The 14,014-nt window shown below is 65.1% G+C and carries 9 protein-coding genes; 3 read left to right on the top strand and 6 right to left on the bottom strand.

Features of this window, described 5'->3' with window-relative positions; genetic code table 11:
- Nucleotides 1–243: 243 nt before the first annotated feature.
- The 4 genes from K2Y42_RS17010 to K2Y42_RS16995 all read right to left on the bottom strand — a co-directional run bounded on the left by K2Y42_RS17010 (nucleotide 244) and on the right by K2Y42_RS16995 (nucleotide 6,940).
- Nucleotides 244–1,095 carry a DsbA family protein gene (locus K2Y42_RS17010; protein ID WP_291154638.1) on the bottom strand — a complete coding sequence of 284 codons (852 nt, stop codon included), beginning with the start codon at nucleotides 1,093–1,095 and terminating at the stop codon, nucleotides 244–246.
- A gap of 68 nt (nucleotides 1,096–1,163) precedes the next feature.
- Nucleotides 1,164–2,549: a M48 family metalloprotease gene (locus K2Y42_RS17005; RefSeq protein WP_291154636.1), complete on the bottom strand. Its 1,386-nt coding sequence runs from the start codon at nucleotides 2,547–2,549 to the stop codon at nucleotides 1,164–1,166.
- 306 nt (nucleotides 2,550–2,855) lie between these two features.
- Nucleotides 2,856–3,461 (bottom strand): D-Ala-D-Ala carboxypeptidase family metallohydrolase, encoded by a 606-nt coding sequence (locus K2Y42_RS17000; RefSeq protein WP_291154634.1) that lies wholly within the window; start codon nucleotides 3,459–3,461, stop codon nucleotides 2,856–2,858.
- A 416-nt stretch (nucleotides 3,462–3,877) separates the two neighbouring features.
- Nucleotides 3,878–6,940: an Rne/Rng family ribonuclease gene (locus tag K2Y42_RS16995; protein WP_291154633.1), complete on the bottom strand. Its 3,063-nt coding sequence runs from the start codon at nucleotides 6,938–6,940 to the stop codon at nucleotides 3,878–3,880.
- A 912-nt stretch (nucleotides 6,941–7,852) separates the two neighbouring features.
- Here K2Y42_RS16995 and K2Y42_RS16990 point away from each other — a divergent pair.
- From K2Y42_RS16990 to prfB, 3 genes are all read left to right on the top strand, one after another.
- A complete protein-coding gene (locus K2Y42_RS16990) occupies nucleotides 7,853–9,094 on the top strand; it encodes an N-acetylmuramoyl-L-alanine amidase (RefSeq protein ID WP_291154632.1) in 1,242 nt (413 codons plus the stop codon).
- A gap of 433 nt (nucleotides 9,095–9,527) precedes the next feature.
- The gene (locus K2Y42_RS16985) at nucleotides 9,528–12,089 is read left to right on the top strand and encodes a penicillin-binding protein 1A (RefSeq protein ID WP_291154630.1); all 2,562 of its coding nucleotides are present in this window, start codon (nucleotides 9,528–9,530) and stop codon (nucleotides 12,087–12,089) included.
- Nucleotides 12,090–12,235: 146 nt separating this feature from the next.
- A protein-coding gene (gene prfB, locus K2Y42_RS16980) for a peptide chain release factor 2 (protein ID WP_291154629.1) occupies nucleotides 12,236–13,367 on the top strand; the annotation gives its coding sequence in 2 pieces (ribosomal slippage) (nucleotides 12,236–12,304 and nucleotides 12,306–13,367; 1,131 coding nt in all).
- 6 nt (nucleotides 13,368–13,373) lie between these two features.
- On the opposite strand, the gene K2Y42_RS16975 is transcribed toward prfB, so the two are convergent.
- The gene (locus K2Y42_RS16975) at nucleotides 13,374–13,568 is read right to left on the bottom strand and encodes a hypothetical protein (protein ID WP_291154627.1); all 195 of its coding nucleotides are present in this window, start codon (nucleotides 13,566–13,568) and stop codon (nucleotides 13,374–13,376) included.
- Between the two features lie 271 nt (nucleotides 13,569–13,839).
- Entirely contained in the window at nucleotides 13,840–14,013 is a 174-nt protein-coding gene (locus K2Y42_RS16970) for a hypothetical protein (protein WP_291154626.1), read from the bottom strand.
- Nucleotide 14,014 lies beyond the last annotated feature (1 nt).

The following is a 14,014-nucleotide window of genomic DNA, read 5'->3' as shown; positions in this document are numbered from 1 at the left end:
GCTGACGATGTTGGGAGCGACCTCGTCTTGCGAATGACGGATCTGGCGAATGACAGATCCGCCAGCGCCAGCTCTCCCGGCGCCGGGGTAGCCTAACGAGGTCCCTGGCAGCTTTACCGCACCCGCGAAGGGACGCCAAGCCAAACGTTTCCCGGAGGCCCGCCAGCCACGGCGGGCCGCCTCCTCAGGCCACGGAGCCAGCCCAGGCCATTCCGGCCCGGGCCAGAGCGCCTTATGTGCGCCTTAGCAGTACTTGCAGCCCGCCTTGCGCATCTCGGCGACGTGGCCTTCCAGCACGTTGAACAGGTCTTCCGGCGCGCCCTGGACGGCCCGGTCGCCGACCAGGAAGTGCGGGGTGCCGTTGATCGAGAGCTTCTGAGCCAGATCCTTGACGCGGTCGAGCTCGGCCTGGATGTCGGGCGAGGCCATGTCGGCCTTGAGCTTGGCCATGTCGAGGCCGGCCTTTTCCGCGACCTTGAGCGCGGTCGCCTCGTTCACCTTGCCGCCGCTCGAGAGAATGCCGCTGTGGACTTCCCAGTACTTGCCCTGCTTGCGGGCGGCCAGGGCGACGCGCGAGGCGTGCACCGAGTCGTCGCCCAGGATCGGGAACTCGGCAAACACGACGCGAACGGTCTTGTCGGATTCAACGAGCTTCTGGATTTCGCTGAACCCACGGCGGCAATAGCCGCAGTTGTAGTCGAAGAACTCGACGATGGTGATATCGCCGTCAGGGTTGCCGGCCACCGGCGAGTTGGGCGCGCGATAGATGTCCTTGGCGTGCTCGGCTACGAGCGCTTTCGTCTTGGCCGCGTCCTGCTCGGCCACCTTGGTCTCGAGCGCGGACTGCACCTCGAGCAGGATTTCCGGGTTCTTGAGCAGGTACTCCTTCACGATGCTCTCGATGGCGATGCGCTGATCGTTCGAGAACGTCTTGTCGGACGTGACGGCTTGCGCGGAAGGCCCGGGCTCGGCGTGGCCGCCGTCGCCGGTCAGCACGAACCAGAGCCCGGCGAGAATGAGCAGGGGTGCCGCGACCACCGCGGCAATGCTGATGGCGGGGGGGCGGGGATTTTTGTCGTCGTCGAGCTGTGTCAATTGAAACTCCATGAGCGCGAACGAAGCCGGCGCATCGCCGGACCTCGAAGATGTCGATCAAGACCCCGTCAGGTCTGGGGCTTGTAGTTGATGATGTCGTCCGCCTTGACCCAGTCCGGTGATCCGGCCTTCAGGCCCGCCTGAGCGCGCTTCGCAAATTCCTGCGCCATTTTCAAGGATCCGGCATAGAAGAGACCCTGCGCGCGTGACAGCTCGGCTTGCGGCATGAGCCCCTTGTCGTAATAGGCCTGCCCCAGCGTGTTGTAGGCGGTGGCGTTGTCCGGTTCCTTCTGCACGGCCTTGCGCAACAGCCCGATGGCCTCGTCCGCCACCTTCGGATCCTTGGTTTGCAGCAGCGACTGCGCAAGCTGCACCCCCACGAGCGGCGCATCGCCGTTGTGAAGCTGCAAAGCCTTGCGCAGCGGACCGACGGCCTCCCGGGCGCGGCCCGCTTTCTGCAGGAAGTCGCCCTTCACTTCCCAGAAATAGGGATTGTTCGGACGATCGCGGATCAGCGAGTCGATGCCCGCCAGCGCCGTCTCGAGTCCTCCCCCGCCCTGCCGGAACGACGCGATCGCCCGCGCATAGCGCGCCGGGATGCTCGTGTCCGAGGCTTGATACCGGTTGAACACGACCGACGGCGGCTCGATGTAGCCGGACAGCTTCGCCCGGATCATGTCGTGGCGGAACTGCAGCTCGGGCGGGTCGGTGTTTTTGTAGTAGGGGCTCGTTTCGACGATCTGGCGCAGCCGCGCCAGGCGGTCCGTCGCCACGGGATGGGTGCGGGCGAAGGCGTCCTTGTGCGCATCCGAAAACAGTTCCTGCCCCGCGAACCGCTCGAACGTGGCGAGCATCCCCCGGCCCGACTGATGCGTGGCGCTGAGATACTGCAAGCCGGCCTGGTCGGCGGCCGATTCCTGGGACCGCCTTTCAGCGGTGAGGCCACGCAGGATGAGTTCGTTGCCGCCCATCATGACGCCCTGGCCGGCGCTGCCGATTTCACGCCCGCTGTCGCCGCCGGAAACCGCACCGCCGATCATGGCGCCGATACCGAGCAGCTGCACGAGCAGCGCGCGCGTCTGATCCTTGGCGATGCGCGACCGGAGCGCCGCCATGTGGCCGCCCGCGATATGGCCCGCCTCGTGCGCCAGCACGCCGATCACCTCGTTCGGCGTATTGGCCTGCATCAGCGTGCCGGTGTGCATGAACACGTTGCGCCCGTCGATGACGAATGCGTTGAAGGCCTCGTTGTTGACGATGCGGACCGTCACGCGCCCCGTGCCAAGCCCGGCCGCGCGGAAAATGCTCTGCGAGTAATCGTTCAGCAGAAGCTCGATTTCGGTGTCGCGGATCAGCGGCAAGCCCTGCGCCCGCGCGGGCGTGACAGGCAGCAATCCCGCAAGAAGCACCGCCACGAGCACTGTGCCGAGGATCGCGCGCAAACCGTTTCTCATGTCCGAACTGCTCACGATTGTTGGATCGCTTGGGCGGCCTGCGCCGCGTCGAGCGCCGGGCACCGTTCCACGCCGGGTAAATGGGCATAGGGCGTGGATCAAGGCAAGACCGCGAAGACACTGAGCGAGGCTGGCCAAACGCGCATCCCGACCCCCAGCGCCACGCGCGACGCACACCGACGCATTCGCCTTTTAATGGGTGATTTCAATGCGGCTAAAGGAAGGCGCCGCGGCACCGCACGGGGGCGGCCTGGGTCAAAAAAAAGGGAGCGACCCGCGCTCCCTTTTTCTCGGCTCTTGTACCGATCAGCCCCTGCGCCGGCCGCCCGCACCGAGCGACACGAAGTGCGGCCCGATGTCGATATGGATGTGGCTCATGCCGGCGTACGTCATGGTGCCACCGGCGTGATGGTTGGCGCGCAGCCAGTTGACGATCGCGCCCTTGCGCGACCCGGCCTCGAAATCGACAGCAAGACCGAAGCCATGCTTGGACGGCTTGCCGCTGCCGGCGATGCGCGCGCCAGGGCGGCACGTGGAGATCACATTCACCGGACCGAACTGCGCCTCGACGCGGGCGAGCAGTGCCGCGGCCGAAGCCTGCAGGCAGCTACGCGAAGCGCTTGCTCCGCCACCGCCGCCGCGATGGGTCACGGCGCGCGCAGCCAGCCGGCCGGCGCGACCACGTCCTGCGGACGAGCCGCGGTTGGCAACCTTCTTGCTCCGGTAAGTCTTGTTCTGGGCCGCGCGGCGCGCAACCGGCCGCTTGCTGGCCGTGGCCTTGTGAGCGGACTTCCGCCCATCCCGTTCGTAAAGCGAGCTGATCGGCCCGTTGTCGACGGCCGCCTGAGCTGGCGAAGTGATGGCGGCTCCGAGCCCCAGGCACACCAACGCAGCACAAATCCCCTTGCTCATGGAGAACTCCTTTAAATCCTACTTGATCGTTGCTAAATTCCGGGATCCAAACCAAGAAGATCGGGAAAAATTAGAAGTATTCCCCCCGGAACACCAAAGATCATGCCGATGACGTCTCGCCGTTAGGCTGCAGACATGGTGATCGCAACGGGATGAACTGAGGGATGATCGGCCCGATTGGCCACCTGTCCTCGACTGTTCCCATTGGTTTACTCGACATGACATCCCCGCACTGACCAGTCGGTCGTGGTCAAAATGTGGCTGCAGCGCGCCCTGCGACGGAATGCGCAGGCGCACGGAAAATCCGCTGTCACAGTGGATTTCGAGACCTCGACCAAGGGCATGAAATTACTAAATAAAAACGGGCCAGACTTTCGTCCGGCCCGTTGCGATGATTATGTCATCAAACCGCGCAGTCAGCCGCCGAGGCGACGCTGCCACCATCCGCGACGAACGGGTTCGGTCCCCGCGTCTTCAGATGCACCGGCCGCCTGCTCCGGGGAGACGACGACGCGTTCGAGTTTGGGCTCGGCTGTCGCCGTCGTGGCTCCGTTGCGGGCACGCACGCGCGCGATCAGCGGATCTTCGCCAGCAGCGGCAGCCGGAGCCGCCTGAACGGCAGGTTCGACTTCGGCGGGCGCGACGGCCGCGGGTGCCTCGCTCCGGCGCGAACGTCCACCGGACGCCTGAGGCGCGGCTTCTGCCTTAGAGCGGCGGCCCTCGGCAGGCGCGCGATCGGCGGCCGGAGGTGCGGCTTCCTCTGCTGCGACCGGCGCATCGTCGTTCGCCCGTGCCCCGGCATCGACCGGCACATGATCGACGGCGTCGTCATGATCGGAATCATCGGCACCATCGGATGCTTCGGCGTCGGCTCCGTTCAGGGTCGCATTGCCGTTCTCGCCTTCACCCGGACGACGGTTGCGGTCACGGCCGCGACGGCCACCGCGACGTCCACGACGGCGACGGCGTCCACCACCCTCTTCAGAGCGTTCTCCACCCTCGCGGGTGCGGTTGCCCTCGCGCGCACCCTGCGCCGGACCATCGCCGTCTTCGAAACCTTCTCCATCGCCGCCTGCTGCGCCGCCTGCTTCTTCGAGCGCGGGGGCATCGTCGTCATCATAGGGCTGCTCGCCGTCACCCCGGCTTGCTTCGTGACGCGGCTCGCCGCGGCCCCCATCGGCACCGTTACGGCGTCCACGGCGACGACGGCGGCGACGGCCACCCTCTTCGCCGCGACCCCGGCTTTCGCCCGACGACGAAACGGTGGTTTCGTCATCCGCCTCGGCATCGGCTTCCACGTCGGCTTCCGCGGCAGCATCGCTCTGCGCCTCTTCGCCTTCGAAGCCCCAATCCATGTTGACGGCGGCCCGGTCGGGACGACGCACTGCGACCGGCGCAGCCTGGCCCTTCTCGATCAGGAAGTTCGCGCCCTGCAGCTTATCGCTGGCCTGCACCGTGACGAACACCCCGTTCCGGGTCTCCATCTCGTTGATGAAGTGGCGCTTGTTGTTGAGAATGTAGAGCGCGACCGCCGACGTCGTGGTGGCGATAAGCGAGGTGCGCGCACCCGCCATGAGCGCGTCTTCGATGGCGCGCAGCACGGCCAGCGCCACGCTCTCCGTGGAGCGGATGATGCCGGTGCCCTGGCAATGCGGGCACTGCGAGGTCGACCCTTCGAGCACGCCCGACCGCAGACGCTGGCGGCTCATTTCCATGAGACCGAAGTGGCTGATCCGCCCGAGCTGGATGCGGGCGCGGTCGAAGCGAAGCGCATCCTTCAGGCGCCGTTCGACGGCCCTGTTGTTGCGCTTCTCCTCCATGTCGATGAAGTCGATCACGATGAGGCCCGCGAGGTCGCGCAGCTTGAGCTGGCGCGCGATTTCGTCGGACGCTTCAAGGTTGGTATTGAGCGCCGTTTCCTCGATCGAAAACTCGCGAGTCGACTTGCCGGAGTTGACGTCGATCGCGACGAGGGCCTCGGTCTGGTTGATGACCAGATAGCCGCCCGACTTCAGCGTCACGTACGGATTGAACATCGCGTTGAGCTGGCGCTCGATGCCGTACTTCGTGAACAGCGGCTCGGCATCGGCATGCGCGATGACGTTCTTCGCATGGCTCGGCATGAGCATGCGCATGAAGTCCTTGGCGTCCTTGTGCGCGTGGTCGCCGGCGACGACCACCTCGTCCACGTCCTTGTTGTAAAGGTCGCGGATCGAACGCTTGATCAGGTTGCCTTCTTCGTAGACGAGGCTCGGCGCGGTGGATTCGAGCGTCAGGTCACGCACGCTCTCCCACAGCCGCAGCAGGTATTCAAAGTCGCGCTTGATCTCCTGCTTGGTGCGCGATGCGCCCGCCGTGCGGATGATCAGCCCCATGCCTTCCGGCACTTCGAGCTCCTGGGCGATGGCCTTGAGGCGCTTGCGATCCTGCGGGTTGGTGATCTTGCGCGAAATGCCGCCGCCGCGCGCGGTGTTGGGCATCAGCACGGTATAGCGGCCGGCCAGCGACAGATACGTCGTGAGAGCCGCGCCCTTGTTGCCGCGCTCTTCCTTGACGACCTGAACCAGGATGACCTGGCGGCGCTTGATGACTTCCTGGATCTTGTAGCTGCGCGGCCTGCGGCGCGGACGCGACGGCAGTTCCTCGAGCGCGTCTTCCGAACCGGCGCTTTCGAGGGCTTCCGGCTCAGCGGCAGCGCTCGCAACAACTTGCACGCCGCCTGCGTCGCCGCCGGCATCGGCCGGTACGTCGCCCGCTCCAGCGGAGATGGGCGCATCCGCCTCGTCGTCGCTCTCGCCCTCGTCGTCCTGCTCGGCTGAACCTGCGTCCGCCTCGTCGTCGTTGGCGCCGGCGTCGTGATCGCCCTCGTAGTTGCCGGCCGTTTCCGGCTCCGGCGCATCTTCGACGATGATCTCGTCGCGCGCCGACGCTTCCGCAATCACCTGCGGACGCTCGTCGCCCTCGTCGTGGTGGGCATCGTCGGCGTGATCGTGGTCATGATCGTGCGCGTGGTCGTCGTGGCCGTGGTCGTCGTGCTCGTCTGCCTCGTGGGCATGATCGTGCGAGCGGCCCTCGTCACGCGGAGCGCGGTCCTCGGAGCCCCCGCGGCCACCGCGCTGCTCGTTGTTCGGTCGGCGCCGTGCGAGGCGCTCGGCGCGCGCGTCTGCCGCGGCCTCTTCTTCGGCCTCGGCTGCTGCCTCTTCCTCGAGCAGCGCCCGGCGATCCGCCATCGGGATCTGATAGTAATCGGGATGGATTTCGTTGAAGGCGAGGAAGCCGTGGCGGTTTCCACCGTAGTCGACGAAGGCCGCCTGCAACGACGGCTCAACGCGCGTGACCTTGGCGAGGTAGATATTCCCGCGGAGAAGTTTGCGGGCCGCGCTTTCGAAATCGAATTCCTCTACACGTCCATTGCGCAGCACCACGACCCGAGTCTCCTCGGGATGGGTGGCGTCGATAAGCATCTTGTTCGGTGCCATGTTTTTTTATCCTTTGCGCGCCGGTGGGCCGAACCACCGGAACCGGCCAAGCGGCCGGAGGCGTCATGCGGCCAGGTCGAGGCGCGCGCCTTTGTTGTTATGTGGGGGTTGATGAAGATTGTGGCGAAGGGTGGGGCGCCCATCCCGATTGCGCCCGGAAGGTCCGGGCACAATCTGCCGTGAGCCGTCATGGGCTCGAAGGCTTGTTCAGGAGATGTGCGTTCGATCTGCATAGGGTTGAGAAAAAGAGATCCTTGGATTGACGCCGCATCCCATGCGCTGCCCGATTAGGCCGCGCGGATGCGTGAACGTGGTCGTGAGGCTCAGACACATGGGCGACAGGGTGCTGCGCGAGCGCCTGAGCAGAGCCGGATTTCCACTGATGACAGCCTCAGCCAAATCGGACAAAAAGCCCGCGCTGATGCTTGCCTTGCCAGCCCGCGACACCCCTTTCACTGGTGCCGGCGGACAAGCTGCATCGTGTCAGCGATCGCGCGTGGCTCGCGACATCGCAGGCGGCGCTTCCGGCAACTATGGATCAATAGACCCCGCGCCCGTAGAGAGGCGCAATTTGCCGTTCGCGAAGCACGCACCAAGCTGCCTTCGAGCCATGCGCATCGTTTGCTTCCGGAGTGGTGAACCCTGCCGGAGGAAACCGATCTAAACCTGACCGAGCATCCGGCATACGACTAAACTTCCGCGCGAAGCAGACGAACACGACACGATACGGGTTAATTTTGTACGGGTTCACCGCCTGCGTGGCAAGCCCGTTTACAGGGCAATTGGCCCACCTGGACCCGGAATCGGTGCGGCCCTTGCGCAAATCCGTCGAATATGAGCTAACTTGTAGCGCCTACGTCATATTTTGCGAACAATCGCGATAGGGTACGCGTGCGACCGCGCAGGGGAATTATGACCGGAGCTGGGGGGCTGCGAGCGGCGTTGGCCCTCACGGCAGGGTTGCTGTTGCCCCTTTTGACGCCACGGGATGCAGCTGCACAACCGGCCGCCACCGCCACCCAGGCAGCCCTGTCCGGCGACAAGACCCGCACCACCTTCCGGATAGAAATGACGGCGGGCGTCACCGCCGAGATCTACACGCTGGCCAATCCGTACCGGGTCATTGTCGACCTGCCGGACGTCTCGTTCCGCCTGCCCGACGGCACCGGACAGGCAGGCGCCGGCCTCGTCCAGACCTTCCGCTACGGCCTGTTCGCCGAGAAGAAGGCGCGCATCGTCCTTGATACGACGGGCCCGGTCCGCATCGAAAAAGCAGCCATGACTGCGGCCTCCGCCGACAAGGGCATCATTTTCACGTTCGACATGGTGACGACTGCGCCGGAGAGCTTCGGCCTCGGCACCGGAGCCGATCGGGCCTCGGAAGCGCCACCCCCCGCGCCCGAAGGTGGCCCGGACAAGATCAAACCCAAACATGCGGGCAAACCGATCATCATGATCGACCCCGGCCACGGCGGCATCGACGGCGGCGCAGTCAGCGCCTCCAACATCCTCGAGAAGAACGTCGTCCTCGCCGTCGGCACGGAGCTCGCGAAACAGCTCACCGCGACCGGCCGCTACGACGTCCGCCTGACCCGCTCGTCGGATGTTTTTATTTCTCTAGATCAGCGCCTTAACTTGTCCACCCAGAACGACGTCGATCTCTTCATCTCGCTCCACGCGGACTCGCTGGCGGATACGAATGGCGCCTCCGGCATCCGCGGCGCGACCGTCTACACCCTGTCCGAGCGCGCCTCCGACGAGCACGCCCGCCGCATGGCTGAAAAGGAGAACGCCTCAGACGCCGTGGCCGGCCTCAGCGTCGCCAATTCCCAGGCCGACGATGCGGTCAAGAACATCCTGTTCGACCTCATGAAGCGCGAGACCGCGAACTTCTCGACCGACTTTTCGAACGTTTTGATCCGCCAACTGAAGCGCACGACGCTTCTCTCCCGCGTGCCCCAGCGCGCCGCGGCCTTCAAGGTGTTGAAGCAGACCCATTCGCCGTCCGTGCTCGTGGAGCTCGGCTACCTGAGCCATCCCGAAGACGAAAAACTGCTCAACGCGCCCGCCTGGCACAAGCAGACGGCAAACGCGATCGCGACCGCCATCGAGACGTACTTCTCGAAGCGCACCGCCGGCCCGTCTGCCCCATAGCCATCCCATAGCCGGCAGAAACGCTATGGCCGCCGCGCAGGCCCAGCCCGCGCGGGCGCAATGCCGCAGTCAAAACCGCCGTCGGAATATCGTTGCGAGGCATATGTTTAGGATGACAGGAATCCGGACGACGTGATGCCACATTTCATGTTAATGTCCGTTAGGCTTGCTGCACCGCAATAGCATGGTGGCGGCGCGCCTCGTGTCGCGCCGCTTCGATGCTGTTTCCGGTGATCCTGTGTTCGGTGAACCTGCGTTTGGCGCCCATTGTGCGATTGTGTGCGATTGCCGAACCAAATGATTTTCGTTCGTTGCCCAAATTCGGTTGCTGGATCAATTCCAGACACAAAGCGAAGATAAGCCAATCCTTCGCACAACACCCGGTATGACGACCACGACGCCCCTGAGACGTCTCGAGCGGATCCTATCCTGAATGAGAGTGCCGACCCTTCCACCCCAGCCCGAGCCAACCCGCCGCAGATCCGGCAGGCGCAAGAAGAGCTTGCTGCTCAGCTTCCTCGGCTGGAGCTTTGCCGCGTTCGTCGTGCTGTTCCTCGTCGGCTCCGCCGGCGCCGGTTTCGTCCTCTGGAAGGCCTCGAACGATCTGCCCGACTACGAAAGCCTCGCCCGCTACGAACCGCCCGTCATGACGCGCATCCACGCCCACGACGGCTCGCTGATCGCCGAGTACGCGCGCGAGCGGCGCATCTTCGTGCCCATCAACACCATCCCGAAGCGCGTCGTCGCCGCGTTCCTGTCGGCTGAGGACAAGCGCTTCTACGAGCACGGCGGCCTCGACATGCAGGGCATCGCCCGCGCCGTCTTCAAGGCGATCGAAACGAAGGCCCGGGGCGGCGACCGGCGCACGGAAGGCGCCTCGACCATTACCCAGCAGGTCGCGAAGAACTTCCTGCTCACCAGCGACCGCACCATGGAGCGCAAGATCAAGGAGGCGATCCTCGCCATCCGCATCGAGCGCGCCTACTCCAAGGATAAGATCCTCGAGCTCTACCTGAACGAGATCTATCTCGGCATCGGCGCTTACGGCGTCGCGGCGGCGAGCCTCGCCTACTTCAACAAGGAGCTGAAGGATCTGACGGTCGAAGAGGTCGCCTACCTCGCCGCCCTGCCGAAGGCGCCGAACAACTATCACCCGTTCCGCCAGGCCAAGCGCGCCACCGAGCGCCGCGACTGGATCATCGGCCAGATGGCCGAAAACGGCTACATCACCGAAGAGGAAGAGGCCGCCGCGAAGGCCGTGCCCCTCAAGGTCAACATCCGCCCCGGCGGCGCGCACATCTTCGCCGCCGAATATTTCGCCGAGGAAGTCCGCCGTTCGCTGATGTCGGCCTACGGCGAAGCCAAGCTCTATGCCGGCGGCTTGTCGGTGCGCACGACACTCGATCCCAACCTCCAGCGCATCGGCCGCAAGGCGTTGACCGACGGCCTCGTCGGCTACGACCGCAAGCAGGGCTGGCGCGGCCCCGTCAGCAAGATCGACGTCACCGGCGACTGGGGCGTCCCGCTCGGCGCGGCCGAAAGCCCGACCGACATCGCACCCTGGCGGCTCGGCGTCGTGCTCTCGATGGAAAAGACCAAGGCGGTCGTCGGCCTGCGCCCCGCGCGCAAGCAGGACGGCTCACTTACGGCTGAGCGCCACGCGGTCGAGATCACCCTCGATGAAATCAAGTGGGCCAAGGTTCCCGGCAAACGCACGGAGCCCAAGCAGATCGCGGATATTCTGGCCCCGGGCGACGTGATCTACGTCACGCCGAAAGACGAAAAGAACCTCGCCGGCGTCTGGTCGCTCGTGCAGATCCCCGAAGTCTCGGGCGGTCTGATCGCCATGGACCCGCACACGGGCCGCGTGCTGGCTGTCGTCGGCGGCTTCTCGTTCTCCATGAGCCAGTTCGACCGCGCGCTCCAGGCCAAGCGCCAGCCCGGCTCGTCCTTCAAGCCGTTCGTGTTCGCGGCTGCCCTGGACAACGGCTACAAGCCGACCTCCATCGTGCTCGACGCACCGATCGAAATCGAGCAAGGCCCCGGCCAGGATATCTGGAAGCCTTCGAACTACGAGAAGGATCAATCCGGCGGACCGACCACGCTGCGCGTCGGCGTCGAGAAATCGCGCAACCAGATGACCGTGCGCCTGGCCCAGGACATGGGTATGCCGATCATCACCGAGTACGCCAAGCGCTTCGGCATCTACGACGATCTTCTGCCCGTCCTGTCCATGTCGCTCGGCGCGGGCGAAACCACGTTGCTGCGCATGGCAACCGCCTACAGCATGATCGCGAACGGCGGCAAAACGGTCCGCCCGACGCTGATCGACCGCATCCAGGATCGCTGGGGCAAGTCCGTCTGGCGCCACGACGCGCGCGAATGCACGGGATGCGCCGCCGACCAGTGGGCCAACCAGGAAGAGCCGGAGATTGCGGACGACCGCAAGGAAATCATCGACCCCCACACCGCCTATCAGATGACCTCCATCATGGAAGGCGTCGTCCAGCGCGGCACGGCCACGACGCTCAAATCCCTCAACCGTCCGCTCGCGGGCAAAACCGGCACCACCAACGAGGAAAAGGACGCCTGGTTCGTGGGCTATTCGCCCGACCTCGTCGTCGGCGTGTTCGTCGGCTATGACAATCCGCGCCCGATGGGCAAGGGCAACACCGGCGGCCAGGTCGCCGCGCCGATCTTCGGTGCGTTCATGAAGGAAGCACTGGCCGACCAGCCGGCGATGCCGTTCCGCGTTCCGCCCGGCATCAAGCTCGTGCGCGTCAACGCCCGCACCGGCCTGCGCGCCTCCCCCGACGATCCGTCCGCGATTGTCGAAGCTTTCAAACCGAACGAGGAACCGGACGACGCATACTCCGTCATCGGCTTCTCAGATCCCTACGCGCAGCAAAGCTCGGCAAGCGGCGCGCCTCCGCCTGGAAACTGGCAGTCCACGCCCCAGGCCGCCCCGCAAAATGGTGCAGGCGGCCTCTGGTAGAACGGTGCGCCGATCGGGATGACAAGCCCGGTCTCGCTCCCGCCCGTCCAGGTCGAAAGTCCCGCTATCGCGCCGCGTTTACATTGAACGCGGCGGTTACTATATCTCTCGCCGAGCACAAATTTCATTCCCCCAGGAGGCAACTCATGCGCGCTGAAGCGCAAAAAGTCGTGGCTTCGATTGAAGAGGCCCTTGCCCTCTTGAGGAGGTATCTTTGACCCGGAGCAAGCCGAAGCTCGGCTAGACGATCTCAACCGCCGCGCGGAAGACCCCGCGCTGTGGAACGACCCCGCGCAAGCGCAGAAGATCATGCGCCAGCGCCAATCTCTCGAGCAGTCGCTCGCTGATTTCCGCCGCGTCGTCCGCGAATTCGAGGACAACCTCACGCTCATCGAGCTCGGCGAGGCCGAGGACGACGACGCAACCGTGTCCGAAGGCGAAGCGGCGCTGAAGCGGCTGGACGAAGAGGTCCAGCGCAAGAGCGTCGAAGTCATGCTCTCCGGCGAAGCCGACGGCATGGACACCTACGTCGAAGTGCACGCCGGCGCAGGCGGCACCGAGAGCCAGGACTGGGCCTCTATGCTCGCGCGCATGTATCAGCGGTGGGGCGAGCGGCGCGGCTTCAAGGTGAAGCTGATCGACGAAAGCCCCGGCGAAGAAGCCGGCATCAAATCGGCGACGCTCGAAATTACCGGCGAGAACGCATTCGGCTGGCTGAAGACGGAAGCGGGCGTGCACCGGCTTGTGCGCATTTCGCCGTTCGACTCGAACGCGCGCCGCCACACGAGCTTTGCCTCCGTCACGGTCTACCCCGTCATCGACGACACCATCGACGTCGAGATCAATCCGGCCGACGTCGAGATGAGCTTCGCGCGGTCGAGCGGCGCGGGCGGCCAGCACGTCAACCGAACGGAATCGGCCGTGCGCCTCGTGCACAAGCCGACGGGCATAGTGATCTTTGCCCAGGAGCAGCGCTCGCAGCACCAGAACAAGGACATCGCCTATAAGCGCCTCAAGGCTCGCATTTACGAAATGGAGTTGAAGAAGCGCGAGCAGAAGGCGTCGGCCGATCAGGCGGCGAAGACGGATATCGGCTGGGGACACCAGATCCGGTCCTACGTGCTTCAGCCCTATCAGCTCGTCAAAGACCTGCGGACTGGCGCGCAAAGCTCGAGCCCCGATACCGTGCTCGACGGCGACATCGATCCCTTCATCGAAGCGACTCTGGCGCAGCGCATGAAGGGCGGTACGTCGGCCGAGATCGCGGATCTCGACTAAACGGCGCTAGTCGTCCTTCTTTTGCTTGCGCAGTTCAGCCTGCACCTTGGGCGGGATCGGGGGCCCGGGCAGGATGGACTGCGAGCCTTTCACATTCATGCGGTCGGTGACGGCGCGGGCCACGGCCTCGTCGTCCTCGCGGACGGATTCGCGCGCGGTCACCGACAGGGGATCGGGCGCCTGGGTTTTCTTGGATTTCATGGCACATCCTCCGCCATCGCCTGCTTCGGCACCGCCATGGGATGGCGTCGCCTTCTGGTTACGCAATCGGGGGAAACGCAAACGGTCGCGTGCGGTTCCAGCCATCGGCCCGGTTTCGTCTGCCGGCGTTGGCGCACATCGGTGAGTGCGTCACAGATCTCGCGCAGGAACCGCGCTCCGAGCGCGCCATCGACGGCCCTATCGGGCGCACTGGCCCGCGCAGGATCCGGCTGTTAAGCCATCGGCACGCGGCGTTGGGAAGCGGTGTGCCCTAGTTGGGCAGCGCCCGCGAAGCCCGCCACTCCGAAAGCTGGATCACCTCCGCGCTGTGCCCCGTTGGGAGCGACAGCGAAAGCACCCGCCGCGCCATGCGGTAGCGGAAGCATTCGACGAGAAAACTGATGGGGGCACCGTACACGTAGAAGCTTGCCTTGGTCTTGGACATA

It is taken from the genome of Hyphomicrobium sp. (assembly GCF_019744875.1).
Lineage (GTDB): Bacteria > Pseudomonadota > Alphaproteobacteria > Rhizobiales > Hyphomicrobiaceae > Hyphomicrobium_C.
The sequence above is the reverse complement of the archived record's forward strand: the minus strand, read 5'-3'. Positions and strand labels throughout refer to the sequence as shown.